This window comes from Arthrobacter sp. ZGTC131 (assembly GCF_002929275.1).
GTDB lineage: Bacteria > Actinomycetota > Actinomycetes > Actinomycetales > Micrococcaceae > Arthrobacter.
This window is the reverse complement of record NZ_PJIK01000012.1, coordinates 45760-63913: the sequence shown is the minus strand read 5'-3', so window position 1 is coordinate 63913 and position 18154 is coordinate 45760. Positions and strand designations below refer to the sequence as shown.

Annotated in this window: 15 protein-coding genes; 4 read left to right on the top strand and 11 right to left on the bottom strand. The window is 65.6% G+C overall.

The window, feature by feature from the left end:
- Positions 1–334: 334 nt before the first annotated feature.
- Positions 335–1021, top strand: a complete 687-nt coding sequence (locus CXQ90_RS15275) for a response regulator transcription factor (protein ID WP_104140232.1) — start codon at positions 335–337, stop codon at positions 1019–1021.
- Between the two features lie 26 nt (positions 1022–1047).
- On the opposite strand, the gene CXQ90_RS15270 is transcribed toward CXQ90_RS15275, so the two are convergent.
- The 10 genes from CXQ90_RS15270 to CXQ90_RS15225 form a co-directional block, all read right to left on the bottom strand.
- Positions 1048–2496 (bottom strand): cell wall metabolism sensor histidine kinase WalK, encoded by a 1449-nt coding sequence (locus CXQ90_RS15270; protein ID WP_104140231.1) that lies wholly within the window; start codon positions 2494–2496, stop codon positions 1048–1050.
- A 114-nt stretch (positions 2497–2610) separates the two neighbouring features.
- Complete coding sequence (locus tag CXQ90_RS15265; protein WP_219816694.1) at positions 2611–3594, bottom strand: LacI family DNA-binding transcriptional regulator; 984 nt, start codon at positions 3592–3594, stop codon at positions 2611–2613.
- Between the two features lie 192 nt (positions 3595–3786).
- Positions 3787–5244, bottom strand: a complete 1458-nt coding sequence (locus tag CXQ90_RS15260; protein WP_104140229.1) for a sugar porter family MFS transporter — start codon at positions 5242–5244, stop codon at positions 3787–3789.
- Between the two features lie 201 nt (positions 5245–5445).
- Positions 5446–6573 carry a Gfo/Idh/MocA family protein gene (locus CXQ90_RS15255; protein WP_104140228.1) on the bottom strand — a complete coding sequence of 376 codons (1128 nt, stop codon included), beginning with the start codon at positions 6571–6573 and terminating at the stop codon, positions 5446–5448.
- Complete coding sequence (locus tag CXQ90_RS15250; RefSeq protein ID WP_104140227.1) at positions 6558–7256, bottom strand: ThuA domain-containing protein; 699 nt, start codon at positions 7254–7256, stop codon at positions 6558–6560. The genes CXQ90_RS15255 and CXQ90_RS15250 overlap by 16 nt, the downstream gene beginning before the upstream one ends.
- A gap of 58 nt (positions 7257–7314) precedes the next feature.
- Positions 7315–8319 carry a sugar phosphate isomerase/epimerase gene (locus CXQ90_RS15245; RefSeq protein WP_104140226.1) on the bottom strand — a complete coding sequence of 335 codons (1005 nt, stop codon included), beginning with the start codon at positions 8317–8319 and terminating at the stop codon, positions 7315–7317.
- Between the two features lie 27 nt (positions 8320–8346).
- Entirely contained in the window at positions 8347–9534 is a 1188-nt protein-coding gene (locus CXQ90_RS15240; protein ID WP_104140225.1) for a Gfo/Idh/MocA family protein, read from the bottom strand.
- An 88-nt stretch (positions 9535–9622) separates the two neighbouring features.
- Entirely contained in the window at positions 9623–10522 is a 900-nt protein-coding gene (locus CXQ90_RS15235; protein WP_104140224.1) for a carbohydrate ABC transporter permease, read from the bottom strand.
- The gene (locus CXQ90_RS15230) at positions 10522–11424 is read right to left on the bottom strand and encodes a carbohydrate ABC transporter permease (RefSeq protein ID WP_104140223.1); all 903 of its coding nucleotides are present in this window, start codon (positions 11422–11424) and stop codon (positions 10522–10524) included. The genes CXQ90_RS15235 and CXQ90_RS15230 overlap by 1 nt, the downstream gene beginning before the upstream one ends.
- Positions 11425–11428: 4 nt before the next feature.
- Entirely contained in the window at positions 11429–12751 is a 1323-nt protein-coding gene (locus CXQ90_RS15225; protein WP_104140311.1) for an extracellular solute-binding protein, read from the bottom strand.
- A 303-nt stretch (positions 12752–13054) separates the two neighbouring features.
- Between CXQ90_RS15225 and CXQ90_RS15220 the strand changes: the two genes are divergently transcribed.
- The gene (locus CXQ90_RS15220; protein ID WP_104140310.1) at positions 13055–14080 is read left to right on the top strand and encodes a LacI family DNA-binding transcriptional regulator; all 1026 of its coding nucleotides are present in this window, start codon (positions 13055–13057) and stop codon (positions 14078–14080) included.
- An 18-nt stretch (positions 14081–14098) separates the two neighbouring features.
- On the opposite strand, the gene CXQ90_RS15215 is transcribed toward CXQ90_RS15220, so the two are convergent.
- On the bottom strand, positions 14099–15289 hold the full coding sequence (locus tag CXQ90_RS15215; protein WP_258064546.1) for an ROK family transcriptional regulator: 1191 nt from the start codon (positions 15287–15289) through the stop codon (positions 14099–14101).
- A gap of 153 nt (positions 15290–15442) precedes the next feature.
- Here CXQ90_RS15215 and xylA point away from each other — a divergent pair, with 153 nt between their 5' ends.
- Positions 15443–16630, top strand: coding sequence for a xylose isomerase (gene xylA / locus CXQ90_RS15210; protein ID WP_104140222.1), 1188 nt, complete (start codon positions 15443–15445; stop codon positions 16628–16630).
- 97 nt (positions 16631–16727) lie between these two features.
- Entirely contained in the window at positions 16728–18149 is a 1422-nt protein-coding gene (locus CXQ90_RS15205) for a xylulokinase (RefSeq protein ID WP_104140221.1), read from the top strand.
- Positions 18150–18154: the final 5 nt, after the last annotated feature.

Sequence of the window (18154 nt, the reverse complement as noted above, 5' to 3'; positions counted from 1 at the left end):
CGGTACATTTGTACCCACTCCGGGTTGGGAACCAAGTCCCATCGTATGTTTGCCACTGACGTTCACTTCCTCGGTAGGTTCTTCTCGCTTGTTCAGAGGCATGCGAACGGATCACGGTGGCTTGTCCGTGCCCAGATTTTTGCGCCGAGGGGGACTGAGGGTGACCGCGGGCCCTGCAGTGGCGTACATGGTGGCGTTCTTTCCTGTACGGGTACGAAAGACTTATGCACAGCATGGTGCACCGGTCATGAGAGCAAGCTGAGAATCCCGTGCGGCAGGGGACAGGCAAGCCCTCCGTCAGGGATACTTCGAGAATGAGTGGGCGGAGGCGGGCGTGAGAATTCTCATCGTTGAGGACGAAAAGCAGTTGGCCGATACAGTCCGCCGCGGACTGACCAACGAGGGATTCGTGGTGGACGTTGTCCATGACGGGGTCACCGGAGTCTGGGCCGCCACGGAGAAGACCTACGATGTGATTCTGCTCGATCTGATGTTGCCTCTGAAAAATGGCTACGACGTGCTGAAAGAAGTCCGCGGCCGCAAAATCTGGACGCCGGTCTTGATGCTGACGGCCAAAGACGGCGAGTACGACCAGGCGGACGCTTTCGACCTTGGAGCCGACGACTACTTGACCAAGCCGTTCAGCTTCGTCGTCCTCGTTGCCAGGATAAGGGCGCTGATCCGCCGCGGAGCGCCGGAGCGGCCCGTTGTCCTGGAGCTGGGATCCCTGAGCCTTGACACTGCAAGCCGCCAAGTGCGCCGCGGGGAGGCAGCGATTGCGCTGACCGCCAAGGAGTACGCGCTGCTGCATTTCCTGATGCGGCGGCCCGGCCAGGTGGTTTCAAAGGGCGAGATTTTGGACAACGTGTGGGATGCGGCCTTTGACGGCGGCGAGAACGTCGTCGAGGTCTATATTGGGTACCTCCGCCGGAAAATCGATGTCCCGTTCGATGTGCAGACCCTGATGACGGTCCGAGGCATGGGATACCTGCTCACCGCCGACAGGACCCCGGTGGGATAGCGCTGCGAGTATGGGCCTGGCTGGAGTTAACGAGATATTTTCCTGCCCGAGACCTTCTTGCCGGTGTCGTCGGCGGGCGCGGCGTGCGGAAAGACCATTTCAAAGCGGCATCCGCCGCCGGGCGCTTCTGATGCCCTGATCGACCCGTGATGGGCTGCCACGACGGCGGCCGCAATGGCAAGACCAAGGCCACTGCCGCCCCGTTCGCGGGACCGGCTTTCATCAAGCCGGACAAACCTCTCGAATATCCGTTCCCGGTCTGCGGCGGGCACAGGCGGCCCGTCGTTATCGATGGTTATGGTGGCTTGGGCCTCGGCGTTGTGAACCTCGATGGAAACCACGGACTTGGCATACCGATCGGCATTGTCGAGGACATTCCGGACCACTTGGGCGAGCCTGCGCGCATCGCCAGTGATCCGCGCCGGTTCAAGATGCGCCACGATCCGGTGCCGGCTCGTCGAGCGCAGCCGAACAATCTCGTCGTTCAGGACGTCGTCGAGATCCACATCGGTCTTCTCCAGGCGCAGCCCTCCGTCGTTGGCCTTGGCCAGGGTGAGAAGATTTTCAACGAGGTACTGCATCCTGGCTGTTTCGCCGGCAAGGACCGACTTCATCTCGTCCCATGTCCGCCCGGACTGATCGGCGGCGGCGATTTCCACCCCGGCACTGAGGGTGGCGAGGGGGCTGCGCAGCTCATGGCTGGCGTCCGAGACAAAGCGCCGCTGTTCCAGATCGGCAGCCTCGAGCCGTTCCAGCATGGAGTTCATTGTCTGCGCCAGGGCCTGGATCTCATCGGCGGTAGGCGGAACTTCCACCCGTCCGTCCAGCCGGCGGGCGGTGATCGTGGCAACCTGGCCCCGGATTCTCTCCACCTGTTGCAGGGACCGGCCCACCAGCATCCAGACGGCGGTCCCTACAAGCGTCAACAACAGCGGCGTAGCGCCGAGCACGAACCACGACACCGTGGCCACGGTATTGGCCTCGACCTGGGTCGTGACGGCCACCACCACCGTATAAAGAACGCCCTTGTCACGGACCCCGGTCGCCACAACCAGGAAGTCGTCGTCGTTATCGAGGCTGTCCAGCTCGGGCACGCCCTGGACCACCGTTTGCCCCTCGTCCGGACGTAAACCGGTCAGCGGAGCCGCTGCCGCGGCAGGTACCGAGGAGAAGACGACGGACCCCTGCGGACTCAGGAGCTGGACATACTGCCCGACGTCCCCGGCAGCTTCGATGATATGGCGTCCTTCAGCCAGGCCCTGTTCGGAGATTTGGGCGGCGACGTCCGTGGCCTCGCCCCGGGCAGCGACCTCCGCAGTGGCGACGAGCGATGTCTGCAGCAGCACCAGCATGGTCAGGCCGCCGATGACAAGCGCCGCAGCCACGACCAACACAGCAGTGGCCGTGGCGCGCTTTCGCACACCCCAGAGAGTCCGGGGTACGCCACGACCGGCAAGCGTCCGGACTGCATCCATGATCCAAGGATGCGGCCGCCACCGGCTATAAACAAAGCCCGGGACGCGGCTTTCTCAGCCTCTCCACAACAACTCTCAGCATTTATTCAGCTGAGTACCCCGCTACTGTCCGGCTCAGTCATGGCCGGCGGCCGCCGTCGTGCTGCCGCGGACGACCAGGTGAGGGGGCAGGACTTCGGTGCGTTGGGGCAACCGCGGTTCCGCCATGCGCTCCAGCAGCAGTTCCGCGGCACGTTTGCCGACGTCACGGCTGACGGGGTCAACGGTGGTCAGGGAAAGGTGGCGGATCTGCCCGAGATAGGTGTTGTCGTACCCCACGACTGACAGCTGCGAAGGAACGCCAACGGAGCGTCCGGCAGCGGCAGAGAGCGCTCCAACGGCGAGGAGGTCGGTGGCCGCAAACACCGCCGTGGGCGGCCGCCCGCCGTCGAGAAGACGAGTCATGGCCTCAAAACCGGTCTTTTCGGTCATGTCGGTTTGCTCTACCCGGACGTATTCCTTGAGTCCGTGGCGGGACATGGTGTCCTGATAGACGCTGGCCCGCAGCCCGCCGGCTCTGGTCGGCGCGGCAAGATGGGCGATGTCGCGGTGGCCGAGGTCTATCAGGTGATCCACGGCCATGCGCGCGCCGGCCACATCGTCGTTGGCAACCAGATCCGCTGCGGGCAGGTCGAATCCGCGGACGCCGGCTACGACTGTGGGTGTGTGCAGGGATGCCCGGGTCAGGTCGTCGTCGGGCGGTATGTCTCCTGCGATGACGAGTCCGTCGACGCGCAGATCCATGAAAGGGGACACCGGGCTTTCCCCGGGGCGGGCGAGGTAGCGCGGATCGCCGAGGACCATCCGCAGGTCCTTCTCCAGGAACACGCTCTTTAGCCCGTCGAGCAGCTCCACGAACCAGGGGTTCGCCAGGTCATCGAGCAGGACTCCCACAACACCGGTCCGTCCGCTGGCAAGGGAGCGCGCTGCGTTGCTCGGCCTGTAGTCGAGGGCGGCCATTGCCTCGGCGACGGCCTTTCGTTTTTGCTCGCTGACCTTGGGCGAGCCCCGGAGGACCAGGGATACGAGTGCCCGTGAGACGCCTGCTTCCTGCGCCACATCGACAATCGTGGCGCGCCTGCCCGTTAGCTGCCGCTTTACTTCATTCCCCGACACTTGGCCACCTCCTGGCGCCCAGCGTATCGCGCAGCGGGGCGGCGGACGGCCGCCGCCCCCTACAAGCTCCTGAAGCAATGCCGGTTACGCTCAGCGGCTATGAACGGCGGAGAGCGGCCGCACGGACACGGGACTTCATTGGGTCGCCGCAGCCTTGCCGGACGCCGCGGCGGGAACGACGATGGGCAAGGCACCGGTGCGGAAGTGCACCTCCAGTTCTTCCAGGGACTGCCCCATGGTCTCCGGCACGAACTTCGCCACAAAGGCCAGGGACAGGACATTCACCAGCACGAACACGGCGAAGGTTCCCGTCGATCCCAAGGCCACCACGAGGATCGGGAAAAGGAAGGAGATGGCAGCGTTGACGGTCCAGAGGGCAAAGACCGCAATCCCCATGGCGAATCCCCGGATGGCGATCGGGAAGATCTCCGACAGGAGCAGCCAGACGCAGGTTCCGATGAAGCACTGCACGAAGGCGACGAACAGCATCATGGCGGCCAGGATCGTGTAACTGACGGCATCCGACTGGGGGAGCATGAAGACGACGGCGAGAAGCGCCTGGGAGCCCACAACCCCGGAGAAGCCGATGATGAGCATGCGGCGCCGCCCGATGAAGCCGAGTAGCCAGATGCCCACGATCGTCATGACCACCGAGGTCACGCCCACTGCAATGGTTGCGACCAGCGACGCGCTCACGCCGAGCCCGCTGCGTTCAAGGATGCTCGGGGCGTAGTAGTTCACGGTGTTGATGCCGGTGGCCTGCTGGACCACGGCGAGTCCGATGCCAATCCAGAGGAGCTTGCGCATCCACGGGTTGTTCTTGAGATCCCGCCAGGCGTGGGAGCGCTCATCCCTCGCTGTCTTGGCAGACTCAACGATTTCCTTGTACTCGAAATCCGCTTCCTCGGGGCTGCGGCTCAAGTCCAGGATTCGCCGGCTGTCTGCAAAACGGTCCCGGAGCGCGAACCAGCGCGGTGACTCGGGCAGCACGAGCATGCCGATCAGGAGCGCAATCGCGGGGATGGACGCCACGCCGAGCATCAGGCGCCATACGGACGTGTCTTGGATGAGGGTGTCGAGAAGCGCGTTGATGGCGAAGGCGAGCATCTGTCCGGTGACGATCATCAGCTCGTTGATAGTGACCATGCGGCCGCGGAGGTGCGCCGGCGCCATTTCCGCGAGATAGAGGGGGCAGGTGACGGCTGCGGCTCCCACGCCGAGGCCGAGAACCACGCGGGCGACGATCATAAAGCCGACGTTAGGCGCGATCGCGCAGCCCAGGGCGCCGACGAGGAAGAGCAAGGCGCAGATGAGCAGAGTGCCGCGGCGTCCCAGCGCGTCGGCGAGCCGCCCGCCGCTGAGTGCGCCAACAGCGGCGCCGGGGAACAGCAGGGCGCTGACGACCGTTGCCTCCTCCACCGGGGTCATGCTAAATGAGTCCTGCATGTAAAGCAGCGCACCGGAGATGACTCCGGTGTCGTAGCCGAACAGGAGTCCGCCAAGGGTGGAGATGACGGTCAGGCGGGTGAGGTATCCGCGATGTTTGGAGCCCGACGCGGGCGGGCGTGCTGCTTGCAACGACATTGTTGACATCCTGGGATCGGTGGGGCCGAACTGCGGGCGGCCTTCGGGCGATGGATGGTGAGAGGTGGTGCAGACACCGTTTACCCAGATTAGAGCGCTCTAATTCCCGAGTCAAGACTTTGTTCTGACATGCGGTCAAACTGTCTGGACGGGCCTCGGGGCCGAGGCCCGTCCAGGGTGCATGCGCAGCAGCAGTTGCGGGCCCGGATCCTAGGACGTGCTTTCCTGAACCTGCAGCCCCTCCATCTCGGTGGACAAAACGGTCAAGCTGACGGTGTCCGGCCGCTTCGCAGTGCTCTGGATGGCTACCGCAGCGCCGGTCCGGGCAGATTCCAGGACCGATTCCATGACTTCAAGGACGTGGTACGCCAGCTCCCCGCCTGCCCGCGGCTCTTCGCCGGGCGGCGTCGAGGCAAGGTCGGCGATGCCGAAGCCGCGGCCGGAGTCAACGTAGCCGGCCGAGACGGGCAGGGTGTCCCATTCGTCGGCGCCCAGCGAAAACAGCCGGACGTCGCCGTCGAAGTGGTTGGGATCCGGCACCACCAGCGATCCGAGTTCACCGTGAATCTCGATGTTGGGCGACTTGGACTTTACAGCGTCAAAGCTCATGAACAAGGTGGAGAGAGCGCCGGAGGCATGTACGAGGACGCCCGTGACATGGGAGTCGATGTCTACCGGGACCTCCTGCCCCTGGCGGGGTCCGGAGCCGATGGTGCGCGTGTTGCGGGTGTGGCTGGCGGCGCCCATGACGGACACCACGGGGCCGAGCAGGGTTACCAGGGCGGTGACGTAGTAGGGGCCCATGTCCAGCAGGGGACCGCCGCCGGGCTGGTAATAGAAGTCCGGGTTCGGGTGCCACCGCTCGTGCCCCGGGGTCACCATGGTGGCGGTGGCCGAGACAGGCGCGCCGATCAGGCCGTCGTCGATCGCCTTGCGGGCCGTCTGGATCCCGGTGCCGAGCACCGTGTCAGGAGCGCAGCCGACGGCGACGCCCGCCTGGCGGGCAGCGTCCAGGACCTGCCGCGCCTCGGCGGTGGAGGCCGCCAGCGGCTTCTCGCCGTAGACGCTCTTCCCGGCGGCAATGGCCTTCAGGGCAACCTCGGCGTGCGCGGCGGGGATGGTCAGGTTCAGCACCAGTTCGACGTCGTCCGCGGCGAGCAGTTCCTCCACGGTGACGGCACGGACGCCCTCGTAGTCCATGGCGACGGCCTGGGCGCGGGCGGGATCCAAGTCCGCTACGGCTACCAGTTCGATCTGGTCGAGCCGGCGGAAGTTAGTGAGGTACTGGGCGATGATGGCCCCGCAGCCAATGATTCCTACTTTCAACGGCTTGCCCACAGCAGGCCCCTTTCAATGATGGTTCGAACGTTCTGGTCTTGGAGGATTTCCACGCGGTGGCCGGGGGTCGCGACGAAAATCCGGCCCTCACCCCAGTGCCGCGTCCAAATTGCCGGTGAGGTGACTTCGCGGTGCCAAGGGTCCCATTCGCGGGCTTTTTGGGTGGTGGTGGCGAGAACGTCGATGTAGTCGTCGGAGAGCACCCAGTACTGCTCGGTCACCAGCTCGAAGTCGGAGATGCCTTCCGTGATGGGATGGCTGGCGGCGGCGGGAAGCATGTTCACTGTGTAGGGCACGTAGTTGTCGGACTGCTCCCCGATGCATTCATCCGGGTGTTTGCCGGGGTGGCAGGCGAACTGCCCCCCGACGAGGTGCAGGTAGTCCGAGTTGTTGCGGTAGGAGTCGGCGATCCCGCCATGCCAGCCGGCCAGACCGGTGCCATTTTCGACGGCGGTCCGCAGGCCCGCGAACTCCTCCTTTTCGATGGTGGTCATGGTCATGCACTGCAGGATCAGGTCGACGCCGGCCATATAGGCCGCGTCGGCGTACACCTTGGGCGACTCCTCGACGCGGACGTCATAGCCGTTGTCTTTGAGGTAGGGAATGAAGAGTTCGGTGGCTTCGAAGGGCTGGTGCCCGTCCCAGCCGCCACGGACCACTAGGGCGGTCTTACGTTCTGTCATGGGGTTCCTTTGATGGGCGCCGGCCTGTGGCCGGCGGAAGATGGTCAGCGCGCGGTAGTCAGCGGGTGGCGAACGCGGCGTCGAATGCCGCAGACGGCGGGGCGATGGCAGCGAGGTCCTTGACGAGGGCCAGGGCCTGCGGCGCCCCCGTGAGCCGGTCCATGCCGGCGTCTTCCCATTCGATGCTGGTGGGTCCGGCGTAGCCGATCGCGTTCAGCGTCCGGAAAATCCTGTTCCACTGCACGTCCCCGTGCCCGGCGGTCACGAAGTCCCAGCCGCGGCGCGGGTCGGCCCAGGGCAGGTGCGAGCCGAGCCTGCCGTTGCGGCCGTCGAGCTGGCGCACGGATTCCTTCACATGCACGTGCAGGATGTGCTCGGCGAAGTCCTGCAGGAACATCACGGGATCCAGGTCCTGCCAGATGAAGTGGGACGGGTCAAAGTTAAGCCCGAAGGCCCGCCGGTGCCCGATGGCCTCGAGGGTGCGTTTGGTGGTCCAGTAGTCATAGGCGATTTCGGAGGGGTGGACTTCCAGTGCGAAGCGCACTCCAACCTCATCGAACACGTCAAGGATCGGGTTCCAGCGGTCCGCGAAGTCCCGGTACCCGGCGTCGATCATGGCCTCGGACGCGGGCGGGAACATCGCCACTGCTTTCCAGATCGAGGAGCCGGTGAAGCCGGTGACGGTCTTCACCCCCAGCCGGGCGGCGGCCCGGGCGGTGTCCATCATGGAGCTCGCGGCGCGGGAACGGACGCCTTCTGGATCGCCGTCGCCCCAGATCTCCGGAGCGAGGATGTCCCGGTGGCGTTGGTCGATCGGGTCGTCGCACACCGCCTGGCCGGTCAGGTGGTTGGCGATTGCGAAGACCTGCAGGTTGTTCTTTTCCAGGATGTCCAGCCGGTCCTGGACGTAGCCATCGTCCTCGGCGGCGCGGCGCGGGTCCAGGTGATCGCCCCAGCAGGCGATCTCCAGCCCGTCAAAGCCCCACTCGCCTGCGAGCCGGGCCACCTCCTTAAACGGCAGGTCGGCCCACTGGCCGGTGAATAGCGTAATGGGTCGGGTCATCGTGCTTCCTTGTCTGTCTTCACGGGCTTAGACCTTCTGCCACTGGCTGGAATTGACGGCGCTGGATTCCACGGCGGCGAGCACCTGCTGGACCTGGAGGGCGTCCGCGAACGACGGTTCCGGCTGCCTTTGTTCCGCCAAGGCGTTGACGAGGTCCACCACCTGGTGGGTGAAACCGTGCTCGTAACCCAGGCCGTGGCCGGTGGGCCACCACTTGCCCACATAGGGGTGCTCGGGCTCCGTCACGAGGATCCGGCGGAATCCTGCGTCGGGCGACTCGGCGGCGTCGTAGAAGGAAAGAACGTTCATGTCTTCGAAATCGAAGGCGAGGGACCCCTTGGTGCCGTTCAGTTCCAAGCGCATGGCGTTCTTCCTGCCCAGAGCGTACCGGGTGGCTTCGAAGACACCGACGGCGCCAGCTGAAGCATCGCCGCCGTCGAACCGGGCACTGAAGATCGCGGCGTCGTCAACCGTCACCGCTCCGCGGGGCGCATCAGCGCCGCCCTGCCCGCCGAGCCCCACCAAGTCCCCTGCAAGAGGCCGCTCGGGCACGAACGTTTCCAGGAGCGCCGATACACCGCTGATCTTTTGGCCGGTGAGCCACTGGGCAGCGTCGATGCTGTGGGCGCCGATGTCGCCGAGGGAGCCGGAGCCGGATTTGCTCTTGTCCAGCCGCCAGGTCATTGGCGCGTTCTCGTCGGTCAGCCAGTCCTGCAGGTATTGGGCACGTACGTGCCGGATGGTTCCCAGCCGGCCCTCTTCCACCATCCGCCTGGCCAGCGCAAGCGCGGGCGTGCGGCGGTAGCTGAATCCGCACATCGCGAAGACCCCATGCTTTGCCGCCGCTTCGGCCGCGGCAGTCATCCGCTCCGCCTCGTTCACGGAGTTGGCCAGCGGCTTTTCGCACAGCACGTGCTTGCCGGCCTCAAGGGCGGCGATCGCGATTTCGGCGTGGGTGTCGCCGGGGGTGCAGATGTCGATCAGGTCGATATCGTCGCGTTCAACCAGGCGCCGCCAGTCAGTTTCGGCCGACTCCCAGCCCAGTTTCCCGGCGGCGGCCCTCACACCGTCGGCGTTACGGCCCGCAACCGCGGTGAGCTGCGGCTGCAGCGGCAGGTCGAAAAACCGGGGCGCGGTCCGCCAGGCGTGTGAGTGGGCGGCACCCATGAACGCGTAGCCGGCCATGCCGACCCGCAACGGCTTCATGTCAGTCAAGAGTGGTCCTTTCAGTTAATCGGTGGTTGAGCATCCCGGTGGTTGGGCTTGTCGAAACCGGGCCTCGACAAGCTCGACCACCGGGCGTCTACTTGCTGAAGCCGGCAGTGAGGCCGCTGAGGAGTTGGCGCCGGGCAACGACGTAGATCACCAGCAGTGGCAGGGTGGCCAACACCACGGAGGCGAGCACCGCGGGAATGTTGACGCTGAACTCGCCTTGGAAGGTCCACAGCGAGAGAGGCAGCACGCGGGTGTCCGGGCTCTGGGTCAGGATCAGCGGGAAGAGGAAGCCGTTCCAGACGTGCAGGGCGTTGTAGATTCCCACCGTGATCACTGCCGGCTTGGTCATCGGAAGAGCCAGCCGCCACAGCATGGCCCAGTCGCTGCAGCCGTCCAGCCGCATTGATTCGAACAGCTCATTGGGGACATCCCGCATGAAGTTGGAGAGGATCAGCACCGACACCGGAATGGCGAAAGCAATGGACGGCAGGATGAGCGCCAGCAGGGTGTCGTACAGGTGGGCGCGGGTGATCATCCAGTAGATCGGAATGATGGTGGCATGCAGGGGGATCGCCAGTCCCAGCAGAAACAGGTTGTTGGTCCAGTTCAGGAACCGGCCCCTGCCGCGGACGATGGCGTAGGCCGCCATGAACGAGACAAACAGGGCCGGGAGCACGGTGCCCACCGTGACGATGAGGCTGTTCGCGAAGTAGCGCGCAAACTCGTTTTCGAGCACCAGCTGGAAGTTGGCCAGCGTGGGCTCGGTGGGCGGTGCCATCGGGTTGCTGGTGAAGAAGCCGGCCTGGTTCTTCAGGCTGGTGATTACCACGTAGTAGATAGGCACGATGATGATCGCGAGCCAGAGCCAGCCTCCAAGGCCGCCAAGGACGTTTGGCCGCTTCCGGCCAGGGCCTTTGATGCTGGGGCGGGGAGCTGCTTCCGCGCGGGCCGGGGCCGACGGCGGAACCGGTAGCTGTGTTGTAGCCATCAGGCACCTTCCAATTGGCTTGCGTTCCGGTTCTTGCCGCCCAGCCGCTGCAGGAGCAGGGCAAGGGCCAGCCCGATGACGATCAGGATGACGCCAAGGGCGCTGGCGGCTCCCATGTCGTTGGCCTTGAAACCGGTGAGGTACATGTGCAGGGGCAACAGGCGGGTGCTGTAACCGGGGCCTCCGGCGGTGAGGACGAAAATGAGGTCGAAGTAGGCCAGGCTGCCCACCACCATGAGGGTGGATGACGTGATGATGGTGTACTTCAGTTGCGGCAGGGTGATGTTAAGGAACTGGCGGAAGCGTCCGGCGCCGTCGATCTCCGCCGCCTCATACAGGGATGTGGGGATCTGCCGCACGCCGCCTTGGTAGATGAGCGTGTGGAACGGCACGAACTGCCAGGCGATGACGAACACCACAACGAACAGCACGAGGTCCGAGTTGCCGAGCCAGTCCTGGGCCAGGATGGGCAGGTTGAGCCCGGCGCCGAGGCCGAAGTTCGGGTCGAGGAGCGCCTTGAAGGCGATGGCAACGGCTGCTGATGAAAGCAGGAGGGGCAGGAAGTACAGGACTGCAAGCGCAGCGCGGTACTTCTGGCCGCCCGCCGTGAAGACGCCCAGCAGCAGGCTGATCGGTGCCTGGACCATGAAGGAGAAGAACATGATCTTGGCGGTCACCAGCAGCGCATTGCCGGTGACGGGGTCGGTGAGGACTGTGGTCCAGCTGGAGAGCCCGCTGAGCTTGATCTCCCGCAGTCCGTCCCAGGAGGTGAAGCTGAGGAATACCACGCCGAGCAGCGGGACAACTGCAAACACCAGGAAGAAAACGAGGGCTGGCACTGCCAGCCACCCCGAGGGGCCCGCGTCGCGGACCCCCCGGCGGATGGAACTGGTGGTTGTCACTTCGTTACTTTCCGATCGTGGCGTTCATCGTGGAGACGAACTGCTCCGGGGTGATCTTCTTGAGGAAGATCTGGTCGAGGTTGGTCAGCATCGCGTCGCCCTGTGCCGGGGTCAGGGCCTGGTCCCAGGAGAGGGTGAAGTCCGGGGCATTCTTGGCCATGCCGTAGACGTAGGTCAGGAACTCCTTGTCTGGTGAGGCCTCAAGCTTGCTTTCGATGCCCTGGACTACGGGAACAGCTCCTGAGTTGATGAGGTCCTGAACGTTTGCGTCCGTGAACATGCCGTCCTTGACGTACTCGAGGGCCGCATCCTTCTCCTCCTGGGTGGCCTTCGATGAAATCGACCAGAAGTTGGACGGGTTGCCCACCACGTTTGCAGGGTCGCCCTTGCCGCCTTCAACCGTGGGGAAGGTGGTGAAGCCGAGCTTGCCGCTAGTGACGAAATCACCGGCATCCTTCTTCATGCCCTGGTAGATCCAGCCGCCCTGAAGGATCATGGCCGCCTTGCCGGTGTACAGCAGGGCCTGGTCGGCGCTGCTGTCTGCAGCGATGGAGGAGAAGCCGTTGACGAAGCCGCCGGCGTCTACCAGTTCCTGGATCTTGGTGAGGGCTTCGACCACTGCGGGGTCGGACCAGGCGTCGGGCTTGTTTGCAGCGATGTTGGCGAAGACCTCCGGGCCGCCGATGCGGTCAACGAGGTACTCGAGCCACATCAGGTCCGGCCACTTGGACTGGCCGCCCAGGGAGAACGGGGCAATGCCGGCCTCCTTGAACTTGGGAACCAGTGCCATCAGTTCGTCCCACGTCTTCGGCGCTTCCGCTCCGACCTTGTTGAAAACTTCCTTGTTGTAGTACAGGACTACGGGCTGGACGTTGTTGTTGGGCAGGGCGTAGGTCTTGCCGTCCAATTCACCGTTCTTCAGGACGGACGGAAGATAGCGGTCCTTCACCTTAGGGTTTTCCTTGATGAAATCCGAGAGGTCCTCCACCTGGCCGGCATCCACGTAGGACTTCAGGACTCCGCCGCCCCAACCGTAGATGAAGGTAGGGCCCTCGCCTGCACCGACGGCGGTGCGGACCTTGGTCTTGTAGGCATCGTTGGCGAAGAAGTCGAGCTTGATGGTCTTGTCGGAGTGGGCGCTGTTCCATGCCTCAATGGACTTCTGCAGTACGGGCTGGTTGCCGCCGGTCAGCCCCCACATGGTGGCGGTGCCGGAGCCTGCGGAGGTGGAACCTGCGGGGCCGCTGGAACCGCAAGCCGCCAAGCTGACGGAGAGCGCTGCGGCAGAGATGGCCATGACGGCGGTTCGCAACTTACGGGTTTTCATCTGGTATTTCATCCGTCCTCCGGGGTCGGCGCTGATTGCCCGGGTGTGAGAGCTGGCAGGCTGGCCGTCCAAGGGAGGCCGCTCAGCCGCTGATGATGATTTCGTGAGGCCGCAGATTTCGAAAACTTTCGTAAAACCTGCGGCTCGTGCAACCCAAAGTAGCCGTGATGCAGATCACCGGTCAAGACGCAAACGGAAAAAAGTTTAGAACGTTTACTATTGGATGGTTGACCTAGGGGGAGGCGCGGGACAAACTGTTGCCATCGAAACTTTTCGAAACTTCTGGGAGTTCTTGTGTCAACAATTCAGGGTGCAGGCAGGCCTACGCTTGCTGCCGTCGCGCGGGAAGCCGGAGTCTCGTCTCCCACCGTCTCCAAAGTCATCAACGGGCGGGAAGACGTTGCGGCCGGCACGCGGGCCAGGGTCCTGGCTGCGCTTGAGGTGACGGGATACCAGTCTCCCCTGCAGCGCAAGACGGCGGAGGGCCGGACCCCAACCGTGGAAGTGGTGTTCGATTCCCTCAATTCCGCCTACGCCGTGGAGGTCCTCAATGGCGTGATGGAACACGCCGCCGCCGAGGATGTCCAGGTCTTGTTGAACGTCACCAAGCAGCAGTCGGCATCACACCTGACCCCCGAGCGGCGTGCCCAGCGCATCCTGGACGAAGGCCGCGTGGGCCTGATCGTTGTGACTTCTGCTTTTGGGGAGGCGCAGCTGGACGCGTTCTACCGGCGGCACATTCCCGTCGTCGTCATCGATCCGCTCAACCCGCCGCCGGGCGATGTGGTGAGCGTCGGGGCGAGCAATTGGGCGGGCGGAAAGTCCGCCACCGCCCACCTGCTGGAACTTGGGCATCGCCGGATCGCCTACCTGGGTGGCCCCTCGGAAGCCGAGTGCAGCCAGGCCCGCCTGCACGGCTACATGGCCGCGCTGATGGCGAGCGGCGTGACGGTGAATGACGAATACATCATCCCGGGCGTATTCCGTTCGGAGCATGGCGTAACGGGCCTGCGGACGCTGCTGGCACTGGATGAACGTCCTACAGCGATCTTTGCAGCGAGTGACAGCATTGCCTTGGGCGTGCTTGCCGAGGCCCGCCGGCAGCGCATCCGCATTCCTGAGGATCTGAGCCTCGCGGGCTTCGACGGAACGTTCCAGGCCGAGGAGGCGGTGCCCGCACTGACTTCCGTGGCGCAGCCCCTGCAGGAGATGGGGCGGGCTGCGCTGCGCTTCGTGCTAAGGCAGGCCCGGGGTGAGCTGCTGGACTCCCGCCGCGTGGAATTGGCCACCCACCTTGTGGTCCGCGAGTCGACTGCTCCTCCCCGCTGACGGCTCCGCCCTGACCGGTCAGTTCAGCAGGTCATGCGGACTGGCAAATACCTCGCGCAGTCGGCTTCCCGCCGCTCCCCGCAGCGCCGCCGTCTGCCCGAGGTCGGAGAAGGCGACGCCGTCCGCGGGAACTACGCCGGGGGCGTAGCTGCCGAGGCTCCGCAGCAAGCTCGGCCCGATCCACTTCTGCAGGGCGGCGAAGTGCCCGCCCAGGATCACTGCGGACACGTTGACCATGCGGGCGGCGGACGCGAGTGCCACGCCCAGATAGAGGCCCGCCGTTTCCACGGCCCGGGCCGCCTCCGGTGAGCCGGCGTCGAGGGCACGCAACAACGCGGCCATCCGGTCGGCAGTCGACGTGCCGTCGATGCCCGCGGCGGAGCAAATCGCGTGCTGCCCGGCCACCGTCTCCAGGCATCCGCGGCCACCGCAGCTGCACTGCGGGCCATCGGGCTGGACCACCAGGTGCCCCACCTCACCGGCATGTCCGCTGGGGCCCGCGAAGAGCTCGGACCCGAGGATGAGTCCGCCGCCCACGCCGACTTCACCCGAGACGTAGAGGTAGTCCCGGAACGAGGAACCGTGGCCGTACCAGAGTTCGGCCAGGGCGGCGCTGTTGGCCTCGTTCGACAGGACGACGCCGAGCGGTGCCCCGGGGAGCAGCGCTTCGAGTTGCTGCGCCATTGCGGCGTTTCGCCAGCCGAGGTTGGGTGCGGTCAGGACGAGTCCGCGGGCCGGATCCACCAGCCCGGGCACCGCCAACCCGCCGCCCAGCAGCACCATCCCGTCGGCATCTGCTGCCGTGGTGACCCGCCGGGCCAGCGCCCGGAGCTCCCCGAGTATCTTTTCAGGACTGCCGCCCGGGGGCCGCTCAACCACTTCCTGAACGCGGACTTCGCCGAGCAGGTCCACGACGCCGGCGGCCAGGTAGTCCACGTTGACCTCCGCGCCCAGCGCCCCCCGCTGCCGGTTGAGCACGAGCCCGCTGCCGGGCCGGCCGCGTTCGCCGTCGCGGGTTACGCCTACTTCCTCGACCAGTCCGGTTTCCAGCAGTCCGGCGACGAGGCTCGAGACGGACGCCTTGGTCAGGCCCGTGCGCGCGGCGATCTCGGCGCGGGTGGAGCGTTCCGTCCGCTGGATGGCGCCCAATGCCACGGCCAGGTTCTGCCGCCGCACATCCTGCACCCGGCCGGGAGCCTCAGCCTGCACTGTCTACCCCGCGCATGTCCTGCCCTTCTGCTGTTTTTCGGCACAGTACCAAAAACTGTTGACCCAAGTTCATCACAAGCCATATAGTTCAGATTCCATACTAATTCGTTTCTTTCAGAAACACACTCCTGCTAGCCCAATGAGGTGCTCACTATGGCTGTTACGCCAACCCCGGAAGACCGCTTTACCTTCGGCCTGTGGACTGTCGGCTGGACCGGCAATGACCCCTTCGGCGAGCCCACGCGCTCCGCCCTGGATCCGGTGGAGGCCGTCCACAGGCTGAGCGAAATGGGCGCCTACGGCATCACCTTCCACGACAACGACCTGGTCCCGTTCGATGCCACGTCCTCCGAGCGCGAACTGATCCTGAAGAACTTCAAGGCAGCCCTGGCCGAGACCGGCCTGAAGACCCCCATGGTGACCACCAACCTGTTCAGCCACCCGGTGTTCAAGGACGGCGGCTTCACCTCCAACGACCGGTCCATCCGGCGCTTCGCCCTTGCCAAGGTCCTGCGCAACATTGATCTCGCCGCTGAACTGGGCGCGGAAACCTTCGTCATGTGGGGCGGGCGCGAAGGCAGCGAATACGACGGGTCCAAGGACCTCGCGGCCGCGCTGGACCGCATGAAGGAGGGCGTGGATACTGCCGCGGCCTACATCAAGGACAAGGGCTACGGCATGCGGATTGCCCTTGAGCCGAAGCCCAACGAGCCGCGCGGCGATATCTTCCTGCCCACGGTGGGCCATGGCCTGGCCTTCATTGCCCAGCTCGAGCACGGTGACATCGTCGGCCTGAACCCGGAGACCGGCCACGAACAGATGGCCGGCCTGAACTTCACCCACGGCATCGCGCAGGCGCTGTGGGCGGGCAAGCTGTTCCACATCGACCTCAACGGTCAGCGCGGCATCAAGTACGACCAGGACCTGGTGTTTGGCCACGGCGATCTCACCAGCGCCTTCTTCACCGTGGACCTGCTCGAAAACGGCTTCCCGAACGGCGGCCCGAAGTATGACGGCCCGCGCCACTTCGACTACAAGCCCTCGCGCACGGACGGCTACGACGGCGTGTGGGAATCCGCCAAGGCCAACATGGCCATGTACCTGCTGCTGAAGGAACGCGCCCTGTCCTTCCGCGCCGACCCCGACGTCCAGGAAGCCATGAAGACATCGGGCATTCCCGAGCTCGCCGAGCCGACGCTCAACGCCGGTGAGACCACCGCGGATCTGCTGGCTGACGCGTCCGCCTTCGAGGATTTCGACGCCGACAAGGCCGCCGAGCGCTCGTTCGCTTTCGTCCGGCTCAACCAGCTCGCCATCGAGCACCTGCTCAGCGCCCGCTGATACTGGAATCCTGAACCGCTGCCGGGTCCGCTCCGCCGGGCCCGGCAGTACCAGCCTCTCGCCCCGGCAGGGGCCCCGACTGAAAAGAACAGCCCCCATGCCCCTGGTCGCCGGAATCGACAGTTCCACCCAATCCTGCAAGGTCGTCATCCGTGACGCCGAGACCGGGGCGCTGGTGCGCCACGGGTCCGCCCGGCACCCGGCGGGCTCCGAGGTGCACCCCGACGCCTGGTGGGAGGCCCTTCAGGACGCGATCGCCATGGCCGGAGGCCTCGACGGCGTCGCCGCGGTATCGGTGGGCGGCCAGCAGCACGGGATGGTCTGCCTGGACGCGTCCGGCGAGGTAGTCCGCCCCGCCCTGCTGTGGAATGACACGCGTTCCGCCCCGGCCGCAGCGGCCCTGATCAAGGAAGCCGGACGGGGCAGTGACGACGACGGCCGGCTCCATTGGGCCAGGACCACCGGCACAGTGCCCGTCGCTTCAATCACGGCCACCAAGCTGCGCTGGCTGGCCGAGAACGAACCGGACAACGCAGCCCGCACGGCCGCCGTCTGCCTCCCGCACGACTGGCTCAGCTGGCGGCTGGCCGGGTTCGGACCCGGAAGCGGCACCGAGGGACTTGCCGCGCTGCGGACGGACCGCTCGGATGCTTCCGGAACGGGTTATTGGTCGCCCGCTACGGGCGCCTACCTCCCCGAGGTGCTGGAAAGCACGCTGGGGCACATCCCCGTCCTGCCTGCCGTCCTCGCGCCGCTTGCCAGCGGCTTGACCACGCCCGGGGGCGCATTGATCGGCCCCGGCGCCGGGGACAACGCCGGAGCGGCGCTGGGCGTCGCCGCCGGTGTGGGCGACGTCGTGGTGTCCATCGGAACTTCCGGCACGGTCTTCGCCGTCGCGGACAGGCCCACGGCTGATCCCCTCGGCCTTGTTGCGGGTTTCGCTGATGCAACGGGGCACTACCTGCCCTTGGTCTGCACACTCAACGCCTCCCGGGTGCTGGACGCGACCGCCGCTTTGCTGTCGGTGGGACTGCCACGGCTCTCGGAGCTCGCGCTTTCGGCAAGCCCGGGCGCCGGCGGCCTGGCGTTCGTTCCCTACTTCGAGGGCGAGCGGACCCCCAATCTCCCGGACGCAACGGGCTCGCTGCACGGCATGACGCTGCAAAACTTCACGCCGGAAAACCTGGCCCGCGCCGCCGTCGAGGGAATTGTCTGTTCCCTCGCGGACGGGCTGAAGGCGCTCACGGACCTGGGCGTTTCGGCGGGGCGGATCATCCTCGTTGGCGGCGGCGCGCGGTCCGAAGCCGTGCAACAGGTGGCGGCGGCCATCTTCGGCCTGCCCGTCGTGGTGCCGGAGCCCGGCGAGTACGTGGCCGACGGCGCGGCCCGGCAGGCGGCTGGCGTGCTTCTGGGTTTCTTCCCCGAGTGGCAGACCGCAAGGACCGCCGTCGTCACCGCCGACCCTACCCCCAACGTGCTCGCGCGCTACCGCGCGGTCGCCGGCGGGCAGCTTCGGTGAGAGCC

What these genes read in the sequence shown, in the direction of transcription:
- CXQ90_RS15205 (WP_104140221.1), top strand. Translation starts at nt 16,728, where the DNA reads ATGCCCCTGGTCGCCGGAATCGACAGTTCCACCCAATCCTGCAAGGTC.
- CXQ90_RS15260 (WP_104140229.1), bottom strand. Translation starts at nt 5,244, where the DNA reads ATGTCAACAATGTCGTTGCAAGCAGCACGCCCGCCCGCGTCGGGCTCC.
- CXQ90_RS15225 (WP_104140311.1), bottom strand. Translation starts at nt 12,751, where the DNA reads ATGAAAACCCGTAAGTTGCGAACCGCCGTCATGGCCATCTCTGCCGCA.
- CXQ90_RS15250 (WP_104140227.1), bottom strand. Translation starts at nt 7,256, where the DNA reads ATGACAGAACGTAAGACCGCCCTAGTGGTCCGTGGCGGCTGGGACGGG.
- CXQ90_RS15270 (WP_104140231.1), bottom strand. Translation starts at nt 2,496, where the DNA reads ATGGATGCAGTCCGGACGCTTGCCGGTCGTGGCGTACCCCGGACTCTC.
- CXQ90_RS15235 (WP_104140224.1), bottom strand. Translation starts at nt 10,522, where the DNA reads ATGGCTACAACACAGCTACCGGTTCCGCCGTCGGCCCCGGCCCGCGCG.
- xylA (WP_104140222.1), top strand. Translation starts at nt 15,443, where the DNA reads ATGGCTGTTACGCCAACCCCGGAAGACCGCTTTACCTTCGGCCTGTGG.
- CXQ90_RS15245 (WP_104140226.1), bottom strand. Translation starts at nt 8,319, where the DNA reads ATGACCCGACCCATTACGCTATTCACCGGCCAGTGGGCCGACCTGCCG.